The 23,963-nt window shown below is 66.2% G+C and carries 13 protein-coding genes; 6 read left to right on the top strand and 7 right to left on the bottom strand.

Features of this window, described 5'->3' with window-relative positions; genetic code table 11:
* Positions 1 to 225: 225 nt before the first annotated feature.
* The 3 genes from LL964_RS07395 to LL964_RS07385 all read left to right on the top strand — a co-directional run bounded on the left by LL964_RS07395 (position 226) and on the right by LL964_RS07385 (position 5,623).
* Positions 226 to 2,901: a M1 family metallopeptidase gene (locus LL964_RS07395; protein WP_104586684.1), complete on the top strand. Its 2,676-nt coding sequence runs from the start codon at positions 226 to 228 to the stop codon at positions 2,899 to 2,901.
* A gap of 302 nt (positions 2,902 to 3,203) precedes the next feature.
* Positions 3,204 to 4,112 carry a TrmH family RNA methyltransferase gene (locus LL964_RS07390; protein ID WP_104586683.1) on the top strand — a complete coding sequence of 303 codons (909 nt, stop codon included), beginning with the start codon at positions 3,204 to 3,206 and terminating at the stop codon, positions 4,110 to 4,112.
* Positions 4,112 to 5,623: a carboxylesterase/lipase family protein gene (locus LL964_RS07385; RefSeq protein WP_104586682.1), complete on the top strand. Its 1,512-nt coding sequence runs from the start codon at positions 4,112 to 4,114 to the stop codon at positions 5,621 to 5,623. The genes LL964_RS07390 and LL964_RS07385 overlap by 1 nt, the downstream gene beginning before the upstream one ends.
* Positions 5,624 to 5,900: 277 nt before the next feature.
* On the opposite strand, the gene LL964_RS07380 is transcribed toward LL964_RS07385, so the two are convergent.
* Together LL964_RS07380 and LL964_RS07375 are read right to left on the bottom strand one after the other, a co-directional pair.
* Positions 5,901 to 7,322, bottom strand: a complete 1,422-nt coding sequence (locus LL964_RS07380) for a neprosin family prolyl endopeptidase (RefSeq protein WP_228316013.1) — start codon at positions 7,320 to 7,322, stop codon at positions 5,901 to 5,903.
* 803 nt (positions 7,323 to 8,125) lie between these two features.
* Positions 8,126 to 10,090: a glycoside hydrolase family 97 protein gene (locus LL964_RS07375; RefSeq protein ID WP_104586681.1), complete on the bottom strand. Its 1,965-nt coding sequence runs from the start codon at positions 10,088 to 10,090 to the stop codon at positions 8,126 to 8,128.
* A 217-nt stretch (positions 10,091 to 10,307) separates the two neighbouring features.
* Here LL964_RS07375 and LL964_RS07370 point away from each other — a divergent pair, with 217 nt between their 5' ends.
* From LL964_RS07370 to LL964_RS07360, 3 genes are all read left to right on the top strand, one after another.
* Positions 10,308 to 13,778: a glycosyl hydrolase 2 galactose-binding domain-containing protein gene (locus LL964_RS07370; RefSeq protein ID WP_104586680.1), complete on the top strand. Its 3,471-nt coding sequence runs from the start codon at positions 10,308 to 10,310 to the stop codon at positions 13,776 to 13,778.
* A gap of 138 nt (positions 13,779 to 13,916) precedes the next feature.
* The gene (locus LL964_RS07365) at positions 13,917 to 16,853 is read left to right on the top strand and encodes a TonB-dependent receptor (RefSeq protein ID WP_104586679.1); all 2,937 of its coding nucleotides are present in this window, start codon (positions 13,917 to 13,919) and stop codon (positions 16,851 to 16,853) included.
* 687 nt (positions 16,854 to 17,540) lie between these two features.
* A complete protein-coding gene (locus LL964_RS07360) occupies positions 17,541 to 19,223 on the top strand; it encodes a glycoside hydrolase family 6 protein (protein WP_228329400.1) in 1,683 nt (560 codons plus the stop codon).
* Positions 19,224 to 19,564: 341 nt separating this feature from the next.
* On the opposite strand, the gene LL964_RS07355 is transcribed toward LL964_RS07360, so the two are convergent.
* The 5 genes from LL964_RS07355 to LL964_RS07335 form a co-directional block, all read right to left on the bottom strand.
* The gene (locus LL964_RS07355) at positions 19,565 to 20,617 is read right to left on the bottom strand and encodes a LacI family DNA-binding transcriptional regulator (RefSeq protein WP_104586678.1); all 1,053 of its coding nucleotides are present in this window, start codon (positions 20,615 to 20,617) and stop codon (positions 19,565 to 19,567) included.
* Positions 20,618 to 20,668: 51 nt separating this feature from the next.
* A complete protein-coding gene (locus LL964_RS07350) occupies positions 20,669 to 22,087 on the bottom strand; it encodes a M28 family peptidase (RefSeq protein WP_104586677.1) in 1,419 nt (472 codons plus the stop codon).
* 108 nt (positions 22,088 to 22,195) lie between these two features.
* Positions 22,196 to 22,627 carry a large-conductance mechanosensitive channel protein MscL gene (gene mscL / locus LL964_RS07345; RefSeq protein ID WP_104586676.1) on the bottom strand — a complete coding sequence of 144 codons (432 nt, stop codon included), beginning with the start codon at positions 22,625 to 22,627 and terminating at the stop codon, positions 22,196 to 22,198.
* A gap of 61 nt (positions 22,628 to 22,688) precedes the next feature.
* Complete coding sequence (locus LL964_RS07340) at positions 22,689 to 23,402, bottom strand: fumarylacetoacetate hydrolase family protein (RefSeq protein WP_104586675.1); 714 nt, start codon at positions 23,400 to 23,402, stop codon at positions 22,689 to 22,691.
* A 200-nt stretch (positions 23,403 to 23,602) separates the two neighbouring features.
* Positions 23,603 to 23,878, bottom strand: coding sequence for a hypothetical protein (locus tag LL964_RS07335; RefSeq protein ID WP_104586674.1), 276 nt, complete (start codon positions 23,876 to 23,878; stop codon positions 23,603 to 23,605).
* Between the last annotated feature and the right edge of the window lie 85 nt (positions 23,879 to 23,963).

Raw genomic sequence — 23,963 nt, 5'->3', positions numbered from 1 at the left:
CCGGCCGCGGTCGTGGCGGTCGCTCGCCTGCGGAGAAGGCAGCGCGATGATTGCTGAGGTGCCGGGAGGCGATGATCAGCGCGCGGTGGCGTGCGCTGCGCACGCCGAACGAGGGCCCCGGCAAGGCGCTGCCCATCCGCCGGCGCGGCCTGCGAAAAGCCAGGCCACATGACAGCCGTGCCGGTCTGTGGTCGACTTGCGCGGTTGCCCTGACCGGAGTCTCGAATGCGTCGTCTTGCCTGCTTGCTCGCTCCTTCCGTCCTCGCACTGTGCTGCGGCACCGCGCTGGCCCAATCCGCCGGCGAGCCGGTGCCCAATGGCAGGCTGCCGACCTGGGCGGTGCCCGAGCGCTACAGCCTGGCGCTGAAGATCGACCCCGAGCAGGCGCAATTCAGCGGCCGCACCACCATCCGGGTGCAGCTCAAGCAGGCCTCCGATCACCTGTGGCTGCACGGCAAGGAGCTGAAGGTGAGCAAGGCCACCGTGAAGCCGGCCAAGGGCAAGCCGCTCACTGCACGTTACGTGCAGGCCGATGCGCAGGCCGGTGTGGTGCGGCTGGAATTCGGCCGCACGCTCAAGCCGCAGACGCTGAGCGTGGACATCAGCTACAGCGCGCCGCTCAACCAGCAACTGCAGGGCCTGTATCAGGTGAAGTTCCAGGGCAATGCGTACGCGATGACGCAGATGGAGCCGATCAGCGCGCGCTACGCGTTTCCCGGCTTCGATGAGCCGGCGTTCAAGACGCCGTTCGACATCAGCCTGACCGTGCCCAAGGACGACCAGGCGCTGGCCAATACCATCGCCACCTCGACCAAGCCAGCCGGCAAGGGCTGGAAGACGGTGACCTTCGCCCCGACCGTGCCGTTGCCCACGTATCTGGTCGCGTACGCGGCCGGTCCGTGGGACGTGGTGGACGTGCCGGCGATGCCGGCCACGCCGCAGCGGCCCACGGCCACCCCGTTGCGCGGCATCGCGGCCAAGGGGCAGGGCCCGCGCATCACGCCCGCGCTGGACCAGACCCCGGCCATCATCGCCGCGCTGGAGGACTATTACGCCTTCGGCTATCCCTTCGACAAGCTCGATCTGGTGGCGGCGCCGGATTTCAGCGCCGGCGCGATGGAAAACCCCGGCTTCGTCACCTTCCGCGACTGGCTGTTGCTGCTGGACAAGAATTCGCCAGCCGAGAACCTGCAGCGCTCCTTCAACGTCAACGCGCATGAACTGGCGCACCAGTGGACCGGCGACACCGTGACCATGGAATGGTGGGACGACCTGTGGTTGAACGAGGCGTTCGCCACCTGGATGCAGCAGAAGATCACCATGCAGCTGCATCCGGAATACCGCGCCAATCTGGACCGCAGCGGCGGTGCGCAACGCGCGATGGACAACGACAGCCTGGTGAGCGCACGCAAGATCCGCCAGCCGATCACCGGCAATGGCGACATCGAAACCGCGTTCGACGGCATCACCTACCAGAAGGGTGCGGCGGTACTCGGCATGTTCGAGGCGTTCGTCGGCGAAGAGGTGTTCCGCCAGGGCATGCGCGCCTACATCGCCGAGCACAAGTTCGCCAACGCCACCGCCGACGATCTGGTCGATGCGATCGCCAGCGCCGCCGGCAAGGACGATGCGTTCAAGGCGGCCTTCCGCAGCTTCCTCGACCAGCCGGGCGTGCCATACCTGCAGACCCAGCTCGCCCGCGAAGGCGGCAAGACCGTGGTCAGGCTGCAGCAGCAACGCTACCTGCCACTGGGCTCCACCGGCTCTGCTGCTCAGCAGTGGGGCGTGCCGGTGTGCGTGAAGTACGGCAAGGGCAAGAATCAGGTCGGCACGGCCTGCCAGCTGCTGGACAGCGCCAGCGGCAGCATCGTGCTGGAGGGGGCCGGCAAGAACACCTGGGTGTTCCCGAACGCGCAGGGCGCCGGTTACTACCGTTTCAGTCTGCCGAGCAAGCAATTGGCCGCCCTGGGCAAACAGGTCGCCCAGCTCGACGACAGCGAGCAACTGGCCTATGCCGATGCCATCGATGCAGCCTACCGGCGCGGCGATGCCGGCAACGATGCGGTGCTGGCGGCGATCAAGCAGCTGGCGCCCTCCGCATCGGCAGATGTCTCGACCGCGTTGGTCGGCCGGTTTGGCTGGATCTGGCGTCATCAGGCCGGCACCGATGCGCAGCGCAACGCCTTGCGCAAGGTCGCCGAACAGGCGTATCTGCCGCGTCTGCGCCAGTTGGGCTACGCACGGCGCAGCGGCGAATCGATCGACGACACCGCGCTAAGAAGCTCGCTGGTCAGCCTGTTCGCGCTGCGCCTGCAACACCCGGAGGTGCGCAAGGCGCTGCTTGCCCAGGGCGATACGGTGCTGGCCGGCGGCGCGGGTGCGCTGGATTTTTCCGCCGCCAACCCCGATCTGCTCGACACCACGCTGGCGGTCACCGCGCAGGAGCGTGGCGCACCCGCCGTGGATGCGCTGATCGGGGCGCTGCGCACGCATGCCGACCCGGCGCAGCGCAACGCGATGATCGCGGCGCTGGGATCGGTGCAGGATCCTGCCCTGCTGACGCGTGTGCGCGACTTCGCCCTCACCGATGCGATCAAGGTCGGCGAGATGAAGAGCCTGCTGCGGCAGGGACACGCCGAGCCGGCTTCGCACGACTCGATGTGGCCGTGGTTCACCGCCAACTTCGATCGCATCGTGCAGCGTAGCGGTTCGTTCGATGGCGGCGGCTTGCCGGCGCTGGGGGCGAGCGGCGGCTGCAGCAGCGCGGAGGCCGACCGCATGGAGGCGTTCTTCAAGCCGCGTCTGGCCAGCCTCAGCGGTGCCGATCGCGGAATGGCCCAGACCGGCGAAGCCATCCGCCTGTGCGCCGCGCTCAAGCAGGCACAAACCGCCAAGCGCTGATTGCGGCCGACGCGGCCTGGCCGGCCCGGGTAGGTGCATGGCAAGCAGGACGGTGGCGCGCCGCGTCAGCTGCAGTCCGTTGCCTCGCATCGGCTATTGGCGAGGCGAGCACCCGGACGCGTTGCGACGTTGCACCCGCATGCAGGGATCGGCAACGCGCGGCGCAGCGCACTGGCTTACCATCGGCCACTGCGCTCGCGGCGGCGGCTTCGGCCGGCGCTGCGACGCGGGGACGCGGAGCGCCCGTAATGGCGCCACGGCCCAGGTTGCACCGCACTGCACGCGAACTTCTGGATACAACGATGACACAGCACGATGGACGCGGCCCACGGCCGCCACGCGATGGCGGCAGGCCATCAGGCAGCCAGCACAACCCCTGGGGCCGCGCTGCGCCGCGCACCGCCACGCACAACCCGCCTGCGCACCGCGCGCCCGACGCCGGCCCCTCCGCAGCGCCGCCGCCCGGCAACGCGCGCGAACTGCGCCTGTACGGTATCAATGCAGTGCAGGCCGTGTTCAAGGCGCGCCCGCAGGCGCTGCGCAAGCTGTATCTGAGCCAGGCGCGCATTCCGCAGTTCAAGGCGCTGCTGGCGTGGTGCGTGGCTCAGCGCATCGGCTACCGCGTGGTCGAAGAGGCCGATCTCAACAAGCTCGCCGCCAGCGCGCATCACGAGGGCGTGGTGGCCGACGTGCTGCGGGTATCGCCGCAACCGTTACAGGAATGGCTGGCTGCGCTGCCGCCAGGCCCGGTGCTGGCGCTGTGGCTGGATGGCGTGGGCAACCCGCATAACTTCGGCGCGATCCTGCGCTCGTCGGCGCACTTCGATGTGGCCGGGCTGTTGCTGCCGGCCGGCTCCACGCTGGGGCTGTCCGGCGCCGCGGCTCGCGTGGCCGAAGGCGGCGCCGAGGCGGTGCCGCTGGTGCAGCTGCCGGACACCGAGCAGGCTTTGGCGCACTTGCGCCAGGCCGGGTTTGCAGTGGCCGCCACGCTGGTGGAAGGCGGCCAGGACGTGTTCGCTGCCCGGCTGCCGCACCGTCTGGTCTATGTCATGGGTGCAGAGAGCGAAGGCATGGATCGGCAGTTCGCGCGCAGCTGCGATCTGCAGCTGTCCATCGGCGGCAGCGGCAAGGTCGAAAGCCTCAATGTGGCCTCGGCCACCGCCGTTTTCCAGGCCGCCTGGCGAGCCCGTGTGATCACCGGAGATCTCTGATGCGTGTATCTGCCTGGGCGCTTGCTGCCCTGTGTGTTCTCACCGGCAGTGCCGTTGCTGCCACGCCATCCGCGCCCGCCGCGCCACCGGAAGTCATGACCGACCACGGTGCGGTACGTGGGCAGTGGCAGGACGACGGCAGCGCGGTGTTCCGCAAGATTCCGTTCGCCGCGCCGCCGCTTGGCGCGCTGCGCTGGCGGCCGCCGCAACCGGTGGCCGCGTGGACGCAGGTGCGCGACGCCACCCAGGCCGCCACCCCGTGCGTGCAGCCTGCGCTGGGCTGGAACAACGCGATGGCCAGCCGCGGCAGCGAAGACTGCCTGTACGTGGAAGTGCAGACGCCCACGTTGCATCCGGCCAAGCCCCTGCCGGTATTCGTGTGGATCCATGGCGGCGCCAATGTGGCCGGCGGTGCGGACGGGCATCTGCCCACCAACCTGGTCGCGCAGAACATGCTGGTGGTGACGCTGCAGTATCGGCTGGGCGCACTGGGGTTCCTGTCGCTGCCGGAACTGCGCGATGGCGAGAACGAAGCGGCCGGCAACTACGCCCTGCTCGATCAGATCGCGGCCTTGCGCTGGGTGCGCGACAACATCGCGACGTTCGGTGGCGACCCTGCGCGCGTCACCATCGCCGGGCAGTCGGCCGGCGGCCAGGACGTGGGCCTGCTGATGCTCAGCCCGTTGGCGCGTGGCCTGTTTTCGGCGGCGATCGAGCAGAGCGGTACCGCGGGGTTCGGGCTGCCGGCGCGCAGCCTGGAAGAGAACCGCGCGCTGGGCGTGAGCATCGCCCAGCGCGCCGGCATCGACGATCCAGCCACGCGCCTGGCGCAGTTGCGTGCGCTGCCGGCGGAGCAACTGCTCAAGGCCGGGCAGGGCGTGGACGTGCCGGCGCTGGACGACGACGGCTACATCTGGTTGCAGGCGGTCGTGGATGGGCGCGTGCTGCCGCGCGCGCCGGCCGAGCTGCTGGCCAGCGGTGCGCAAGCCAAGGTGCCGCTGCTGATCGGTTATGTGGTGCAGGAGCTCACCTATGGCGGCGAGCAGGGTGCGCAGGCGCGTCTGCGCCGCGACTATCCCGATCGTGCCGATCGCGTGCTGCAGGCACAGCGCGCACATGCCGAGCAGCGTGCGGCGCGCCAGGGCAATGCGTCCATGCAGCTGTCCACCGATCTCACCTTCCGCTGCCCTGCCGTCACGGTCGCCCAGCGCCAGGCGGCAGTAGGCGTGCCGGTGTGGCATTACGTGTTCGACACCGCCGCGCCGGGCGCGCAGGTGACCCACAGCGCCGAGCTGCCGTTCCTGTTCAAGAACCTGCCGATCGGCAAGCCAGCGGTGAGCCTGCAGCGCTATTGGGCCGCGTTCGTGCAGCGCGGAAATCCCAATGCCAGCGGCCTGCCTGCGTGGCCGGCGTTTGCGCCGGGGCATGCGGCGTTGCAGTTCGATGGGGGTGGCGTGCAGCAGATCAAGGATGCCCGCCCGGCGGTGTGCGCGGGCCTGGACCTGCCATGAGGCGCACCCCATTGCCGAAGCGATGGGATGCCGTTCGATAGACAAGGCGTTCGCGTGCATGGTGCCGCCGGGGCGTGGTGCTTGTTCCCAGCACGTCGCACGCGACACGCTGGCACGCCCGACCACGCGCTGCACGGTCGGTGCAGCACGTTTCCCATGGCGTGCAACCGGCGACATGCACGCTGTCGCCAGCCGCACTCCCTGCGCGACTCGCCTGCGGCGTTGCCGTTACCTGTGCCGCAACGCGCACTGCAGCACTGCGCGCAGGTGCTGCGGCTCAGCGTGCGCAGCCCGGGCCACCGAAGTAGATGCCGCCGTTGCGCATCTCCGGCGACAACGTGGTGCGCGAAACGCCGGTGCCCAGGGCGTACGGATACCCGTAGCCGGCGATCGCCAGTGTGTAGCAGGCGGGCCGCTCCACGCTCATCGATGACAGGCGCTGTGCGGGCCGGGTGGCCATGTTCGCGTCGCGGTAGAAATGGTTGGCCTGGAACGCTGCCTGCCGATAGCCGGCCGAAGCGAACCGTCCGCTGCCCATTGGTGCGCTGGGGCGACCGTCCCACGTCGAGATTTCGCCACCGGCGGAAATGAAGATGTCGGTACTTCCCTCCGCGATATCGCCTGCGTAGAGCTCGGCCTTGTAGTAGCCGATCCATTCGCCGTTCAAGCCGAACCACCAGTAACCCTCGGCGTTGCGCTGGAATTCCACATGCAGCAGTGCCTGCTTGCCGCCAGCGGTGCTGAAGCCGCCCGGCGGTGCGGCGCCGAGCACGTTCGCGGTACTGGTCTGCACGAAGTCGGCGCAATCCAGGTTATGGCAGCCGGTGGTGATGTAGCCGTCCTGGGTGGAGTAGATGAACAGGATGGGGGTGGTTCCCCAGCCTGCACCGGGCTGGGTCTGCCAGCCGGCTTCCAGTGTCTGGATCTGGCCTTGAGGCGTGTAGCCGCCCAGCCAGATCTGGCTGATCGACTGCGCATCGTTCGCACGCACGGCCGGCACCCAGGTGTTGAGATCTGCACCGGCGCCGGTCACCGGCGAGCCGGCGGTGTCCAGATAGATGGTGGAGTAGTAATGCACGACCGATGCGGCATCCTGCGCGACGCCGAGCCGGGGTGTCGGGGTCGGCTCGGTGACACGCGGCGTGGTGCCGCGCAGATAGGCCTGCAGTGTCGCGTGGCGGGCCAGCTCGGCCAGGCCGACGCGCTGTAGCGGCACACTGCCGGCATCGCAGCGTTGCGCCGCGTCCAGGCCGGCACCCGTGCTGATACCGGGCGCAACGGGAGGTGGCAGCGCGGGCGCGCTCCCATCGCGTAACGCCGGCTGCTGCGCACGCGGAATGCAGTCGAACACCTTGCTGCCCTGTCGCACGCTGCGCAGTACGCTCAGGCCGTTGTAGCGATTGAACAGATAGCGCTGCATCTGCGCGAACGCCGCAGGGCCGGCAACCTTCGCCGTGGCGTCGCGGTTGGCGTAGCTGGCCTGCGCTTCTGCCTGCAGGAATCGCCGGAAGTCCGCTGTCACCTGCGGATGCGCGCGCGATACCGCGCTGTCCAGACCGGCGCCTGCCGTTTGTATTGCAGTCGTGCGTGCGGTGGCCGGCACCTGCAGCAGTGGCGGCATCAACTGGTCGACGTACTGGTCGCTGGCGGGGGAGACGGAGATCTGCAGCAGGGGAGCCGCATGGGCGGCAGCCGCCATGCAAAGGACGAGCGCGGCAATGCCGCTGCGCAAGGGCAGCGATCGAATCGAACGAGGGGGCATGAAGCGTTTCCTGTGGCCGGAGCAAGGCGGCCGGCACGCGGCCAACCGTGCAGGGCCGTGCCGTCAGCGCGTAGTGGCGTCTGCAGATGCGCTCGATTGCACGTCTCTACGATGAAGGCGTGCGCATACTAGGTTCTCTTCATCTGAAATGTTCACTGAAAGCGTAATGCGTGACATCAGACACACGCCAAGCGCAATCGGCTAAGCGAATGCCGCTGCGCCCTTGGCCGTTGGCAAGGCAGATGCGAGTCTGCTTGCGCAAGGGTGCGCGCGGTCACGTGCGGCGCGCAACGCGGTGGTTGTGGATTCACGGTGTAGCGCCGACGCAGCCAGATGGCGGTCCGCAGCGACCAGCGCCGACCACTGCAAGCGCGTTGATGCTTGCGACAGTGAATGCGTGCGACTCCTGTGGTCGATCGCACTGGAGCTGCACGAAAGTGCTGCATCGTGCAGCCACTTTCCGCCAATGGTCTCCGGCCTTCGCCGAGTGCGACCAGTCGATGCGTTGGTGTCTGTTTCGATCAGGCAACTGATCGTCGGCGATTGGCTCATGGCTTGCCGAGTGGCGAGGCATGGCGATGTCCATCAGGTGGAGCGAGGCAGCCGGCTGCCGATCGGTGGGGCAGGCGGGAATCGAGCTGCAAGGCAATGCTGCGGCCGTGCTGCCAGAGGATAGGGCAAACGCCCGCGCAGACGATCGGAGGTGCGAGTCGCGCAACCGGGCCACTCGCACCTCATCTTCAGTCCCTCCGCAGTCGCACCGCTGCCCCGCCGTTCGCGGCCAGTACCAGTTGCAGGCTGTCGTCGCGGGTGAGCTTGCGGGTGTCGATCCGCACCTCGGTCGGCGCCTGTCCGTCGGCATAGATCGTGGCGGTCCAGCGGCCCTTGCCGAGGAACGACAACGGCAAGTCGAGCGTGCGGGCCTGCTCGTTGGTCATCGCGCCTACGTACCAGTCCTTGCCGCGACGCCGCGCCAGTGCGATGTGTTCGCCGATGGCGCCATCGAGCGCGCGCGTCTCATCCCAGCTTGCCGGCACATCGCGCAGGAACTGCGCCGCCGGCACGTTCTCGTACTGCTCCGGGCTGTCTGCCACCACCGCGAACGGACTTTCGTACACCACATACATCGCCAATTGCTGTGCCCGCGTGGTCATCACCTGCGGTGCGATGTGCTGCCACTTGAACTCGGCCGGGCGCACGTTGCGGAAGCCGCCTGGCGTGTAATCCATCGGCCCGAGCAGCATGCGCGTGAACGGTAGCGTGAGGTTGTGCGTGGCGGTGATGCGCGCTGTCCACTTGTTGTACTCGGCGCCCAGCACGCCTTCCTGAGTGAGATAGTTGGGGTAGGTGCGGGTCAGGCCGGTGGGGTGATAGGCCCCATGCAGATTCACCAGCAGTTTGTGCTCGGCGGCCTTGCCCAGCAGGCGATGGTAGAAGTCCACCATCTGCTGGTCGTCGCGGTCCATGAAGTCGACCTTGATGCCCTTGATGCCGAGTTGTTGATACCACGCCAGTGCCTCGTCCATGTGCGCATCGAGCGCGCGCCAGTGCGCCCAGAGCCACAGGCCGACGTTGCGTTCGCGCGCGTACGCCACCAGGCCCGGCAGATCCAGCTGCGCCACCGGGCGGCGGATATCCGCATCGGCGTTGTATTGGCCATCGCCGGTGCTGCCGTAGTACCAGCCGTCGTCGATCAGCATGTATTGCAGTTTCAGTTGCTGCGCGTGGTCGATGTAACGCCGGATGGTGGCGGTGTTCATGCCCGGATCGGCCACGCCGCTGGCCAGGCTGCCGGACCACCAGTCCCAGGCCGATTTACCTGGCCGCACCCAGCGCGTATCGAATGCCGGCGGCGGATTCAATGCGGAAATCAGATTGGATTCGATCAGGCTCGCCGGGGTGTCGCCCAGCATGATCACGCGCCAGGGTGTAGCGAAATCGCGCCCCTTCGCATCGAAGCTGACCGCCAGCCTGGGGTCGTCCAGGCGCGGCGACAGTCTTGCCGACACACCCAGCCCGCCTTCGGCGCGTCCGGTGAGATACAGGCCGGCGTAATCGCGCAGGTTCGCCTCGCCGATCGCCAGTGTGGTGCCCTTGGCATCGGTCTGGCAGACCAGCGGCAACTCGAGCAGATTGTGCGGACGCAACTTCGACGCGGCGATGGCGTCGTATTCGCCCTCGTGGCTGGTGCCGAAACGGCCCAGGTTCAATGTCCAGCACGCGTAATCACGCGGGAAGGCGAAGCTGGTGAGCTCATCGCGAATGCGCACATCGCCTGCATCCGGCAATACGTAACGCAGCGCCACGCCCTCGTCGTAGGCGCGTAGCTCGACGTCCAGGCGTCGCTGTTGCGGGTCGGAGAGCTGCACGCGCAACGCGCGGTAATGGTCGCGCGCCTGCCGGGTCTTTCCGACCGGCAATGCAAAGTGACTGTCGTGCGTGTCGGTCGTACTGCCCTGCACGATCATGCCGCGACCGAGCTTGCCGGCCTTGCCAAGATCCAGTCCGAGTGGCGCGTCGTCGAGCACGATCGTGTTGCGGTACAGCACGCGATAGCTCGGCACGCCGCCCTCGGCCAGGGTGAATTCCACCTGGGTACGTGCATCTGGCGATTGCACGCTCAAGCGCTGCGCCGACGCGGGTAGAGCGGCAAGACACAGCAAGGCGCACGTCACGGATAGTACGGGCTGGATCAGGTTCTGCATGGTTCCCTCCTCCTGGGAGCGACCACCCTAACGCAGAACGGTTGTCGTCGATATCGCCTTGGGGTAACGTTACCTCGCACCATGGCCGCTGAAACAGGGGCGGCAGCCACGGGCGGCACGACCGAACGCAACGCGCAAACACGTCTATCGACGGTTGCAGATTGCATGTTGGTAGTGTGCACCGTTGCTTGGCAGTAGAGCTTGGGAGAGGCCTCTAATGCTGATGGTTCGCAAGGCGTTCCGCCGTGGAGCGCTGTGGTGGTTGTCTGGTTGCATGGCCTGGGCTGCAGTAGAGGCTGCGCCTGCCGATGTGCCTTCGCCCGGCCCGTACGATGTCCGCGTGTTGGCGGGTGGGATGGGGTTGGCAAAGAAGCTTGCTGCCGATGCACCGTTGTTGGCCGCCGACGCAGACTGGAGCGTGTCGGGCTGGGTGCGTCCCTCCCGTGTGACTGCCGGCCCGGCATTGATTGCCGGTATCGGCGAGCCGCAAGCCGCAGGCCGCTATTTCACGATCGACAATGGCAGGCTCGGCTTCGTGCAGGGCGCCGACACTGTGTTGCGCAGCACGCAGCCACTGCGTGCCGGAACCTGGACGCAGGTCGCGGCGGTGGCGCAAGGCGGGCAGTTGACGCTGTATGCCAACGGGCGTCGGGTTGCCAGCGGCGCGCTACGCCAGAGCGTGGTCGCGCCGGTGCTGATGTTCGGCCCACGCGAACAACCTCCCGCATATACGCAGCACTTCGGCGGTGAGATTTCCGGCTTCGTCGCGCAGGCCGGCGCTCTGGATGCTGCAGCCGTCGCGCAGCGTGCGGCCAAAGCGCCTGACGCGGCCTTGCAGCGTTTTGAAGACGCATCGCCGGCCTGGCAGGTGCAGGTCAAGCAGATGGCCGGCCAGATTGCACCGCAGGCGCCGGCGACGCTGCCGCGCAGTGCGGCGGCCTTTTCTGCACCCGTGGCCAAGCCGGTGCCACAGACGCCCGCGTTGCAGCCGCTGGATGCCGCGGCGTGGCGGGTGGGGGCGTGGCAGCTGGCTGCCGCACCGGATCTCGCACAGGCCACCGGCGCCAGCCTGTCGCGCGGCGATGCTGCAGGTGATGCTACAGCCTGGCGCGTGGCCACCGTGCCGGGCACGGTGCTCACCACACTGGTCGATCGCGGCGTGTATCCGGATCCGGATATTGGTCTCAACAACATGGCCATTCCCGAATCGCTGAGCCGGCAGGACTGGTGGTACCGCAGCAGTTTCGATCTGCCCGCGGCAGCGCAGGGCAAGCGGCTGGAACTGCTGTTCAACGGCATCAACTATGCCGGTGAGGTCTGGGTCAATGGTACGCAGGTGGGGCGCACGCGCGGTGCCTTCGCACGTGGGCGTTTCGATGTCAGCACGCAGCTCAAGGCCGGCCGCAATATCATTGCGGTGCGGGTTTCTCCGCCGCCGCATCCCGGCATTGCGCACGAGCAATCGATGACCGCAGGCGTGGGAGAGAACGGCGGCGTGCAGGCGCTGGATGGGCCAACCTTCATCGCCAGCGAGGGCTGGGACTGGATTCCGGCGGTACGCGATCGCAACGCCGGCTTGTGGCAGGACGTGCAGCTGCACGCTACAGGGCCGGTGGCGCTTGGAGACACCCAGGTCGTCACGACCCGGCTGGCCGCGGATCACCGGCGTGCCGAGCTTGAAATCAATGTGCCGCTGCGCAACGACAGCACCACGGCGGTGCAGGGCACCCTGCAACTGACCATGGGCGATGTGCGCATCCAGCGCCAGGTCGACGTGCCGTCCGGTGGCACCACGCTCAAGCTCACCGCGGCCGATACGCCGGAGCTGGTCATCGCCAATCCCCGTCTGTGGTGGCCCAACGGCTATGGCGAACCGGCGCTCTACACCTTGCAGGTAGGCGTGGATGTGGCCGGCACCCGCTCGGACACGCAGCAGCTGCGCTTTGGCATCCGTGAAGTCAGCTACGAGCTGTCGTTGTTCGACCAGGACGGCGCGCTGCGCCGCGTGATGGTGGATTTCAACAAGGCACGGCTGCGTGGTGAACGCATCGTCGATGCGCGTCACAGCGCAATTCGCCCCGTGCCCGGCGGCGATGCGCAGTCGTTCTACCCGGGTGCGCAGGTCTCGCCAGCGGTAACGCCGCTGAGCGACGACGCGCTGACGCCTTACCTGGCCATCCGCATCAATGGTGTGCGCATTGCCGTCAAGGGTGGCAATTGGGGCATGGACGATTGGCGCAAGCGCGTCTCGCGCGAACGGCTGGAGCCCTATTTTCGCTTGCAACGCGACGCGCATTTCAACGTGGTGCGCAACTGGGTGGGACAGAACACCCAAGCCAGTTTCTACGAGCTGGCCGACGAATACGGCATGCTGGTGTTCAACGACTTCTGGCAATCCACCCAGAACTACAACATGGAGCCCGCCGATGCGGCGTTGTTCCTGGACAACGCCGCCGAAGTGATCAAACGCTTCCGCAATCATCCGTCCATCGTGCTGTGGTTCGGACGCAACGAAGGCGTTCCCGCACCCATCCTCAACGAAGGCCTGGACAAGCTGGTCGCCGAGCTCGATGGCACGCGCTGGTATACCGGCAGCTCCAATCAGGTCAACCTGCAGGGGAGCGGGCCTTACAACTACCGTGAGCCGGTGGCCTACTTCGATGCCCTGGCACAAGGCTTTTCGGTGGAGGTGGGCACGCCATCGTTCTCCACCCTGGAGTCGTTCAAGGCATCGGTTCCGGCAGCGCAGGATCAGTGGCCCATCGGCGATGCCTGGGCCTACCACGACTGGCACCAGTCCGGTAACGGCGACACTGCCAGCTTCATGCGTGCGCTGACCGACAAGCTGGGTGCGCCGACCGACCTGGACGACTTCGAGCGCAAGGCGCAACTGCTCAACTACGAGACCCATCGCGCCATCTTCGAAGGATTCAATGCGCAGCTATGGAGCCGCAACAGCGGGCGCCTGTTGTGGATGAGCCACCCGGCCTGGCCCAGCAACATGTGGCAGATCTACAGCCACGATTACGACACCCATGCGGCGTATTACGGGGTGCGTAACGCGGCCGAAATGCTGCATGTGCAGATGAACCTGCCGGGGCACGAGGTGGTCGTGGTCAACAATGCCACCACGCCGGTGCGCGGGCTGCGTGTGCAGGCGGAGATCTATTCGATCGGGGGCGCGCTGTTGCAACGGCGCGAGCAGCGGCTGGACGCAGCGGCGGTGGCGGTCTCGGCGCCGCTGCTGCAGCTGGCGTCGGAACTGGAGGCCACCGACGGGCTGGGCTTCGTGCGCCTGCAGTTGCTCGATCGCGACGGGCTGGTGCGGTCACGCAATTTCTATTGGGTGGCGCGCGATGCGGCGGCCATGCGCGGCCTGACTGCGCTGGCCGCGGTGCCGTTGCAGATCGCCACACGGCTCGAAGACGCCGCCGAACCGGTGCTGCGTGCCAGCGTGCGCAATCCGTCGCAACAGGTGGCACTCAATGCCAAGTTGACCCTGGTCGATGCGCAAGGTCAGCGCATCCTGCCGGCCTACTACAGCGACAACTATCTGAGTCTGGTGCCCGGCGAACAGCGCGAGATCGAGATCCGCGGCCCCGCGGCCGCAGTCTTGCGCAGTGCCAGGCTGCAGGTGCGTGGCTGGAACATCGCATCTTCGACAGACGCGGGCAACGGACCTCCGTAACCGCGTTTGCGAACCGACGCGCCGTGGCATGCACGGCGTTCGCACTGACGCGCCGGTCGGCGTGTCAGCCAATACCGCAGTGCTCTGGCGCTGCCATTCGAAACGGTCGTGGATTGTCGTCATCCCTGGGAGGGGACCATGAACAAGCTGCATCGTAGTACGCGTCACACTCCGTTGGCCGCCGCGCTGGCGGCCGCACTCACCCTGGCGGCCGCGCACGCCGCCGCGCAGGACGCTGGCAACGCCGCTGGCGTCACCGATCTGGACAAGATTCTGGTCAAGGGCGTACGCGGCGCCCAGGCCGAGGCCATCGAGAACAAACGCACCGCCGCGCAGATCATCGACTCGATCTCGGCCGAAGACATCGGCAAGCTGCCCGACGTCACCATCACCGATTCGCTGCAACGCGTGCCCGGCGTGCAGATCCGGCGCTCGGCCGGCGAGGGCTCGCAACTCAACATCCGCGGCATGCCGCAGGTACAGACCACCATGAACGGCGAAATGTATCTGAGCGCCGGCGGCGGCGATCAGTACGGCCAGCCCAACATCGGTCGCGCGCAGCCGGACTTCGTCGACATCCCGCCGACGCTGTTCAGTGGCGTGGATGTGATCAAGTCGCCGACCGCCGCCGATCTGGACGGCGGTATCAGCGGCACCGTGTCGTTGAAGACCCGCCGCCCGTTCGAGTTGCCCGAAGGCTGGACCTTCAGCGGCCAGGCCGAAGGCTCCTATGGCGATCGCGTGCAGGAGCTCAACGAGCTCTATTCGGGCCTGGCCAGCTTCCGCACCGAACGCTGGGGCGCGCTGCTGGCGGTGTCCTATTCCGATGCCACGCTGGAGAACAAGCATCCCAGCGTGTATTCCAACGGTGCGCAGAAATCTACCGAACAGAACGTGGGTTTCGATTTCAACGGCGACGGGCGCATCGGCAGCAACACCTCCGCCTCCAACCTGCCACGCGACTACTTCTACAACTGGGTGGCCACCGAGCTGAGCAACCGCAGTACCGATCGTCAGCGGACCGGCGTCAACGGCTCGTTCCAGTTCAACATCAACGATTCCTGGACGCTGCTGGCCGACGCCGCCTACACCAAGCTCGAAGACCAGGACACGTCGGTGGCCGCGCAGGTGCATACCGGCTGGTCCACCAACCAGTTGCAGCCGGGCTCGGTGGTCGATCGCAATGGCGTGCTCGAGTACGGTCGGTTCCGCTACAACCGCTTCCAGGCGCACTCGATGGCCGGCGTGGCCGACTCGGATGCGCTCAATACCAACCTGGAGCTGCGCTACGACGACGGCGGCCCGTTCCGCGCCTCGTTCCGCTGGGTGCATGGCGATGCGCAGCGCACCTACGACGAAGCGCGCGCAGATGCAGTGGTGACCCGCGGCGATCGCATCACCCGTGCCGGTGGGGTCACCCAGTGGGCCAATGCGAACGGGTTGCCGGTGGTGGACGCTTCGGTGGACTTCCGCGGCACCTACCCGGCGGTCAACCTCGACACCGATGTGTCCAACCCGGACAACTGGCAGCTGATGTCCACCTGGGCCCAGGGCAACAAGATCGAAGCAAAAATGGATGCCTTCCGTGCCGACGGTACCTTCGAGTTCGAGGAGGGCGTGGTACGCGGCTTCCAGTTCGGCCTCCGCTACGGCGAGCGCGATTTCAAACTGGACACCTATCGCTACCTGTCGCCGGTATCGACCACCTGTGCCGATCCGAACCGCTCGCTGTACTACTTCAAGGATCCGCTGATCGTCGACACCTGCAGCGGTGTGTCCGAAGCGCGTCTGCTGCCGTTCAACAGCATTCCCGGCTATTGGGCGTACTTCAACGATTTCGATCCGCTCAGGGTCACCGGCCTGGGGCCGCAGGGCCTGCCGGCGATCAACCCGCAGGTGATGAAGGACCCGATCGCTTACATCGACAGCCTGTATCCGGGCAACGTGGCCTACCAGCAAGCCGCCGATTCCTATCAGGTCACCGAGAAGAGCAGCGCGGCCTACTTCCTCGCCAACCTGGAAGGCGGCATCGGCAGCCGCCTGCCGTGGACGGCGAACATCGGTGCGCGCATCGTGCAGACCAAGCTGGCGATCGATCAGTATCTGAGCAGTGGCAACGTGTTCATCGGCAATGTCGAATGGAACGGCGTCAGCCCCGCGATCGGCATCAATCGCTTGAATCGGCAGTACACCGACGTGCTGCCCAGCGCCAATCTATCGCTGGACATCACCGATGCGCAGAAGCTGCGATTTGCCTACAACAAGGCGGTCGCCCGCCAGGATCTGCCCGATCTGGGCCGCGGTCTGGTGAGCTTCTATGCCGTCAACGGCACGCCACCGCGCAACCCCGCATTGCCGCCGGATGCGGTGCTGTTCCTCAACGGACGCTCTGGCAATCCGGATCTGGATCCGTACCGCGCCACCAACTACAACGCGTCATGGGAATGGTACTTCGCCGATGCCTCGCTGATCAGCGTCGGCGCCTTCCTGATCGACGTGAAGTCCTTCCCCACCACCGTCACCAACATCGAGCCGCAGCCCGATGCCGACGGCGTGGCGCGGTTGGGTGGGCCGGTGGAGCGCATCGTCAACGGCGGCGGCGGCAAGATCAAGGGCTTCGAGATCGGCTATCAGCAGGCTTTCGATTTCCTGCCTGGCTGGCTCAGCGGCTTCGGCACCAACATCAACTACACCTTCTCCGACGCTGACACCGACAATACCGATATCGAGGGCAATACGCTGCCGATCGGCGACAACTCCAAGCACCAGGCCAATGCGGTGCTGTGGTACCAGAAGGACAGGTTGCAGGCGCGTGTGGCCTACAACTGGCGCAGCAAGCGCTTCAGTCAGGTCAATAGCGGCGCGTGGGGCGACAGGCTGGCCATCTGGAACGACGACGTGGGCTATCTGGATGCGTCGCTGAGCTACGACGTCAACGACCATCTCACGTTGTATGCCCAGGCCACCAACCTCACTGGTGAAAGCGAGCGCCGGTACGCGCAATGGAGCAACCACTACTACGACCAGAACATCTTCGAGCGTCGTTACTACGCCGGCGTGCGCCTGCGGTTCTGATCGGATGTAGCGATGTGCGACACGGCGCACCCCTGCGGCGTGTCGCACATGATCTTCTGTCGTCCCTCTCCAAGTGGTGATTGCGCGTTCTTCCCGTCGCCGATGCGTTCGGCGCTGCAGTACACCCGACGATCATGTCGGGTACCCTCCCATTCGGCCGCATCGTCGGGAAGCGATGCGGCCGTTTTTTGTGCGTATTGGCACATTCAATTGTGTCCTAATGCCTGCAGTTGAAATGTCGCCATGGACAGTCGCCGGATCTGTGCCCGAACGCAATTTTTGAAGATTGCGCATGCCTGGTATGCGGCGTAGTTTCCGCGTGGCGAACACGGTCACCCCGTTCGCAGGCACAGCATCGATGCTGCTCGCTCAATCGCTCCCTGGAGATACTCCGAACATCACTCAGGCCACCGTCGCGAAGATAATGTAGACGACAGCCTGGCCTGCAACGGGTCTGAAGTCCTAGCTACACCTTTTCAGGCGTTTGCAGCCACTCCCGGGCTGCGCGAGCTGCTGGGTGTTGCCAAGATAATGCCGTGCGAATCCTCTTCGGTCATGCGCCGATGGAGCGGGTTCGATCGGCCTCAGAAACTATCCGGCGAGTGTTTCAAGAATCGAAGGCAATCGAAGGACGTGCTGCAGTCCAACGCTCGTAATAATCCTCCGAAGATCAATAAGGTGAAAGTCATGACCAGGAAAGGCATTCGTCGGAATCTCAAGCGCTCGCTGGCGCTCTCGCTATTGGCAGTGAACCCGTTTTTGATCGGGGCGGTGGGCGCGCAAGCCCATGTCGACAATCCGTTCGTTGGCGCCAGCGGGTATGTCAATCCCGATTACGCCAAGAAGGTCGATGCATCGATCGCGAAGGTCAAGGGCCTTCCGCTGAAGGCAAAGATGGGCGTGGTGAAGACCTACCCCACCGCGGTGTGGCTGGACCGCATCGCTGCGATCGGCGGAGGCTCGCAGAACGCCGGACGGCTGGGTTTGCGAGGGCATCTGGATGCCGCACTGGCACAGAAGAAGCCGAACACGCCGATCACGGCCAGCTTCGTGATTTACAACCTGCCGGGCCGCGACTGCCACGCGCTGGCCTCCAATGGCGAATTGCCGCTGACCCCGGCAGCGCTGGAGCGTTACAAGAAGGAATACATCGATGTGATCGCCGCGATATTCGCCGATCCGAAATACAAGGATATTCGCATCGTCAACGTGATCGAGCCGGACAGTCTTCCCAATCTGGTCACCAATTTGAACGATATGCGCTGCGCGTTGGCCAATTCCACCGGCATTTACGAAGAAGGCATCAAGTACGCCATCAACAAGCTGCATGCCATCCCGAACACCTACAACTACCTGGATATCGGCCATTCCGGCTGGCTGGGCTGGGATAGCAATCGTGGCCCGTCGATTTCGCTCTACACCAGGGTGGTGCTCGGTACAACCGCGGGCCTTGCAAGTGTGGACGGGTTCGTCACCAATACCGCCAATACCACGCCGTTGAACGAGCCGAATCTGCCCAACCCCGAATTGAGCATCAACGGGCAACCGATCAAATCGTCGAAGTATTACGAGTGGAATCCGTATTTCGACGAGACCGATTTTACCCAGGCCCTGTACAACGGGTTCGTCAGCGCGGGCTGGCCCAGCTCCATCGGTTTCATCGTCGATACCGGACGTAATGGTTGGGGCGGGCCGAATCGCCCGAGCGGCGCCTTCGGTAACGACATCACCAGTTACGTCAATTCCGGCCGCATCGATCGCCGTCTGCACCGCGGTAACTGGTGCAATCAGAAGGGCGCGGGCATCGGCGAGCTGCCGACGGCCGCACCTGGTCCGCATCTGGATGCGTATGCCTGGGTCAAGCCGCCGGGCGAATCCGACGGCTCCAGCTCCCTCATTCCCAACAATGAGGGCAAGGGCTTCGACCGGATGTGCGATCCCACCTACACGACCGCCGATGGGGTGTTGTCCGGCTCCTTCCCCGGCGCGCCGATCTCCGGCGCCTGGTTCCACAACCAGTTCGTCGAGTTGGTGAACAACGCGTATCCGGTCATCGCAACCGCCAGCGCCACGACGGTTGCGCCGGCGCCGAGCGCGGTGCCGGGCGCTACGCGCGGGCTCACTGCCGCTGGTGGCGATGGCCGGGTGAAGCTGAGCTGGTCTCCGGTGGCGGGTGCGAGCAGCTACACGGTCAGCCGCCGCCTCGCGGGCATCGGTACGTTCGCCGTGGTGGCGCCCGCACTGGTCACCGCCGCGTATGTCGATCAGTCGGTAACCAATGGAGCGAGCTACGACTATATGGTCACGGCGAACAGCGCCGCAGGCGCCAGCGCGCCATCGGCCCTGGTACGCGCGCAGCCGCGCCGCTGACCTGTCTGCCGATGCATCGTGTGGATGACCCGGCATGGACGCGCAGTGCGTCCACCGTTGCGACTCCATCGCGGCGCAGGTGATGTGAGGTTCCGATCATGGCGGCCCAGCGGCCGCCATGATCGTTGCGATGATCAGAGGATTGCTTGCTGGCCTGGGCGTTGCATGGCCTGCGAGATGCCACAGCGTCTGCTGCGGGTCCGGCGACCGGCGCCGCGAGCATGGAGCAGTGCGGAGGCGCCCTGACTGACGGCGCGGCGGTAGCCGTTCCGACATGTGTACGCTGTCGCAGGCATGGGAATGTCGCGCAGATGGCATCCAGCGACGATCGGCAACGCCGATCACGCTCCGGCCGGCGCTGCCGTGGAGCCGCGTTTGACCACGGTGTATTTCATGACCTGGTGTACGCCGGTCATCGAGTCGCCCTTGCGCCGCTGGCGGATCGCATCGGCCAGCAGAGAAACCGCCGCGCGCCCCATTGCGGCCACCGGTTGATGCACGGTGGTGAGTTCGGGCCAGATGGTGGTGGCCACCGGCGTGTCGTCGAACCCGGCCACCGAGACGTCCTCGGGCACGCGTAATCCCAATCCGTGCGCGACGGCGACCGCGGCGGCGGCCATATCGTCGTTGCTGCAGAAGATCGCGGTCGGCGGCTGCGGACGGGCGAGCAGGCTGCGCGCGGCGAGCAGGCCGGAGTGGTAGGTGAACAGCCCGTCTGCGATCAGTTCGTCGGCGATCTCCAGACCGGCCGCCTGCAGGCTGTCGGCGTACCCGTTGGCACGCAGCGCGCTCGGCGTATGTTTCGGATCGCCCTTGATCAAGGCGATGCGCCGATGCCCGAGCTCGATCAGATGCGCAACGATGGCGCGCGCCGCCTGATAGTCGTCGATACGCACCGAGCTGATCTGCGCCATCGGCGCGCCGCTGGCCACGGCCACCACCGGAATCCCGCGTGCATCCAGTTCGGCGATGGTCTGACGCGAATCGCACAGTGGCGGCGGCAGGATCACGCCGTCCACGCCGGCTGCCAGCAGACGCTCGGTGGCGGCGCGCTGGCTGCGGATGGCGCCGCATTTTTCCACCAGTACCTGGCTACCATTGAGGCTGCTCTGTTCGAGCAGGCCCAGCATGAATTGATTGAGATAGGCCGCGCTCGGGTTGCTGTACAGCACGCCGATGCGCAGCAGGCCGCTGGTGCGCAACGAGCGGCCCGCCAGATTGGGCCGGTAGCCCAGCGCCTGTACCGACGCTTCCACCCGCTCCCGCATGTCCTGCCCGACATGCGGGTGGCGGTTGATCACGCGCGAAGCGGTCATCGGCGACACGCCTGCATGCTTGGCGACATCCAGCAACGTCGCCGCGGTGTTCGCACTGCGTTTGCGCTTGACCACCATCGTGTGTGCTCGTCCTGGAGTAGAAGCGCAAGCGGGCGATGCGCTGCCAGCTTACTCGCTCGGCGGCTGTACAGCGCGGGCGCGGCTGCCGAAATCGCCATCGGCTTCGGCCGCCAGATACGCGAACACGGTGTAGGCGGCCACGTTCTGCGCGAGCGCCTTCGGGTCGATCTTGTCCAGGGTGTCGTCGGCGGTATGGTGCAGATCGAAGTAGTCGGTGCCGTCCTGCGCCAGCCATGCCCAGGCACCGCCCTTGGCGGAGATCGGGCCGACGTCCGGGCCCGGCCCGCCCTTGGTCGGTGCGTATTCGATGCCCAGCGGTGCCAACACCTCGGCAATCTGCCTCGTCGCAGCGCGCGACGCGTCCGGCGCTACGGAGCCGGTATTGAATGCATAGATCCGCCCTGCGCCGAAGTCGCTCTCCGCGCCGATCTGATGCAGCGCCATGTCCTTGGCATCCTTGCCGTGCGCGGCGGCATAGGCCTTGCCGCCGTACAGGCCTTGTTCTTCGTTGGCGAAGGCCACCACGCGGATGCTGCGCTTGGGAGCCTGCTCGAGTTGCCCGATCAGATGGCCGGCCGCCATGGTGATCGCCACGCCAGCGCCGTCGTCGATCGCACCGGTGCCCAGATCCCAGGAATCCAGGTGCCCGCCGATCACCACCACTTCCTTGGGCTTGCTGCGGCCGGTGATTTCGCCGATCACGTTGTACGACGTGGCAGTGCCGTCCCAGCCGCAATCCAGGCTCAGGCGGATGCGTGTGGCGCCCAGGGCGACCAGGCGCGCGAGCTGGTTGGCGTCGGGCACCGACAGGGCCGCTGCCGGCACCGGCGTAAGCCCCTCGTCGAACCGGGTGATGCCGGTATGCGGCACGCGATGCGAATCGGTGCCGGCCGAGCGCATCACGAAGCCGATCGCGCCCTTGCGGATCGCTTCCGAGGGTCCCTTGCTGCGCACCGCGCCGCCATTGCCGTAATCCTTGCCGTCGCGCGCCTTGACCATTTGATAGTCCACGAAGGCGATCTTGCCGGCCAGCGAGCCTGCGGGCGCGGCCTGCAACGCGGCAAGGGTCTCGAAGCGCACCACTTCACCCTCGACACTGCCCCCAGGGCTGCCACCCAAGGCCGTGATGGTCAGCGGTTGTGCATGCGCGCCCAGCACCGCGGCGTGTTCGCTACGCCGTTCCCACTTGGGAAAGGTCACCGGTTCGGTCCACACCTTGTCGAAGCCCAGCGACTGGAACTTGGCCTTGGCCCAGGCCACCGCGCGCGGATCGGCCTCGCCCCCGGCGATGCGCGGGCCCACTTCGGTGGTCAGCGATTCCACCACTGCAAAGCCGGTGGTGTCGGCCAGCGCCTGCTCGCGCAGCTGCGCGGCGGTGCGCAACGCGCTGTCGGGAATGGTGGTCTGCGCGGCAAGCGCAGACGAGCAGGCGAGCAGGGCGGAAATGGCGACAGCGAGGCGACGCATGCAGGCGGCTCCAAACGACAGGGGGACCTTGAGCTTATCAGCGCAAGGTCCCCCGTCTGCGTGTGAAAGGTCATTGTCCGGTGCCGCGTGCGCGGCGGATGGGCCCGTTTACGGCGCAACCGGCGGCTTGAGTGTGCCGTTCTTGAGACTATCGCGGATCTCGCGCAGCAACAGCACTTCTTCGCTCGGTCCCTTGGGCGCATCGGGCTTGCGATGGCTGAGACGGTTGATCAGCTTGACCACCAGGAAGATCGCGAAGGCGATGATCACGAATTGCACGACGGTGTTGATGAAATCGCCGTAGCCGATCACCACGGCCGGAATCTCCTTGCCGGTAGCGTCGACCCCGGCCGGCTTGAGTACCCACGCCAAGCGCGAAAAATCCACGTTACCGATGGCCCAGCCGATCGGCGGCATGATGATCTTTTCCACCAATGCGGTGACGATCTTGCCGAACGCCGCGCCGATGACCACACCGACCGCAAGATCGATGACGTTGCCGCGCATCGCGAATTGCTTGAATTCGCTGACCATTCCCATAGCGCACTCCTGATGCGGTCGCGGACCAACTGCCGCTGAGCCGATCCTAGCCCGGCCGATGTCAGCCCGCGATGATGCCGTGGCGCTCGGCCACGTTCTCCAGGCGCGCACTGAACTGGTCGCCCGGCAGCAAGGGCCCCACGCCGGCCGGTGTGCCCATGAAGATCAGATCGCCGGCGCGCAGTGCGTAGAGTTTGGAGAGCTCGTGCAGGATTTCCGGCACGCTCCAGATCATCTGATCCAGCAACGACTGCTGGCGTACCTGCCCGTTGACTTCCAGCGACAGGTTCAGCGCATCCAGTGCGCCCACCTCGCCGGCATGCACCAGTTCGCTGATCGGCGCGGACTGGTCGAAGCCCTTCGCGGTATCCCAGGGCAGGCCCTTGGCTTTGGCAGCGGCCTGCAGATCGCGCCGGGTCAGGTCCAGCCCCACGCCATAGCCGTAGATCAACGCCTCGGCCTGGTCCACCGGCACTTCGCCCGCCGGCGCGTCGCTGCCCAGCGCGACCACCAGTTCCACTTCGTGATGCAGCTCCCGGGTGCCGGGCGGGTAGGCGATGTGGTCGCCGTGGCCGACCACGATGGCGTCGGCGGGTTTCATGAAAAAGGTCGGCTGGCCGCGTTCTGCCTTCGATGCCGGCGCGCTGGCGCCCATTTCACGCGCGTGGTCGGCGAAGTTTCGGCCGACGCAATAGATGCGATGCACCGGAAAATTGCCGCCGCCGATCACCGGAATACGCGGAACATCGGCAGCGGGAATCACATCGTGGGTCATGCGCGCATCCTCGGAACGGGACGCGTGAGTCTAGCCGCTCTACGGCGTACGACGGAACCTTCGGCAATGGCGCACCGGGCAGCGGCCGGCACATCGCAGTAGATGCATCTTGGCGTGCAAACGACATCGGCATGTCCGTCGACATGCCGATGCGATGCAGTGGGAGTGTGGACCGGCTCGGCAGGCGTGCCGCGCAGACCTCAGTGCGACATCGGCAGCGCAGGCTTGCGCACCACGCGGTATTCGGCATCGACCACGCGCGCCTGCTGCGGCGCCCGCCGGTTCGACTTGCTCAGGAGCTTCCAGGCGATGCCGCCCAGGATCATCGCCGCACCCACGAAGACGCTGAAGAAGATCAGCACCGCAAGAATGGCCAGCCCGGCAAGGCCGGCAGCGACGCGTACCAGCGGGTGGCGCGGCTTGCGCGGCGCAAACAGGTGATGCAGGTGGCCGGATTGGAAAATGCGTGCAGGCATGGCGGTGGGCTGCCGGGCAGGAAACGAGCGCGCAGTATCGTTGCGGTTTCATGTCATTGAGTGAAAACTTCGTTAAATCGACGCC

It is taken from the genome of Xanthomonas melonis (genome assembly GCF_020783655.1).
GTDB lineage: Bacteria > Pseudomonadota > Gammaproteobacteria > Xanthomonadales > Xanthomonadaceae > Xanthomonas > Xanthomonas melonis.
The sequence above is the reverse complement of the archived record's forward strand: the minus strand, read 5'-3'. Positions and strand labels throughout refer to the sequence as shown.

Bases quoted from the DNA above. Each gene is read 5' to 3' on its own strand.
- LL964_RS07360 (WP_228329400.1), top strand. From the start codon at position 17,541: ATGACCAGGAAAGGCATTCGTCGGAATCTCAAGCGCTCGCTGGCGCTC.
- LL964_RS07390 (WP_104586683.1), top strand. From the start codon at position 3,204: ATGACACAGCACGATGGACGCGGCCCACGGCCGCCACGCGATGGCGGC.
- LL964_RS07365 (WP_104586679.1), top strand. From the start codon at position 13,917: ATGAACAAGCTGCATCGTAGTACGCGTCACACTCCGTTGGCCGCCGCG.
- LL964_RS07375 (WP_104586681.1), bottom strand. From the start codon at position 10,090: ATGCAGAACCTGATCCAGCCCGTACTATCCGTGACGTGCGCCTTGCTG.
- LL964_RS07350 (WP_104586677.1), bottom strand. From the start codon at position 22,087: ATGCGTCGCCTCGCTGTCGCCATTTCCGCCCTGCTCGCCTGCTCGTCT.
- LL964_RS07395 (WP_104586684.1), top strand. From the start codon at position 226: ATGCGTCGTCTTGCCTGCTTGCTCGCTCCTTCCGTCCTCGCACTGTGC.
- LL964_RS07340 (WP_104586675.1), bottom strand. From the start codon at position 23,402: ATGACCCACGATGTGATTCCCGCTGCCGATGTTCCGCGTATTCCGGTG.
- LL964_RS07335 (WP_104586674.1), bottom strand. From the start codon at position 23,878: ATGCCTGCACGCATTTTCCAATCCGGCCACCTGCATCACCTGTTTGCG.
- LL964_RS07385 (WP_104586682.1), top strand. From the start codon at position 4,112: ATGCGTGTATCTGCCTGGGCGCTTGCTGCCCTGTGTGTTCTCACCGGC.
- LL964_RS07370 (WP_104586680.1), top strand. From the start codon at position 10,308: ATGCTGATGGTTCGCAAGGCGTTCCGCCGTGGAGCGCTGTGGTGGTTG.
- mscL (WP_104586676.1), bottom strand. From the start codon at position 22,627: ATGGGAATGGTCAGCGAATTCAAGCAATTCGCGATGCGCGGCAACGTC.
- LL964_RS07380 (WP_228316013.1), bottom strand. From the start codon at position 7,322: ATGGCGGCTGCCGCCCATGCGGCTCCCCTGCTGCAGATCTCCGTCTCC.
- LL964_RS07355 (WP_104586678.1), bottom strand. From the start codon at position 20,617: ATGGTGGTCAAGCGCAAACGCAGTGCGAACACCGCGGCGACGTTGCTG.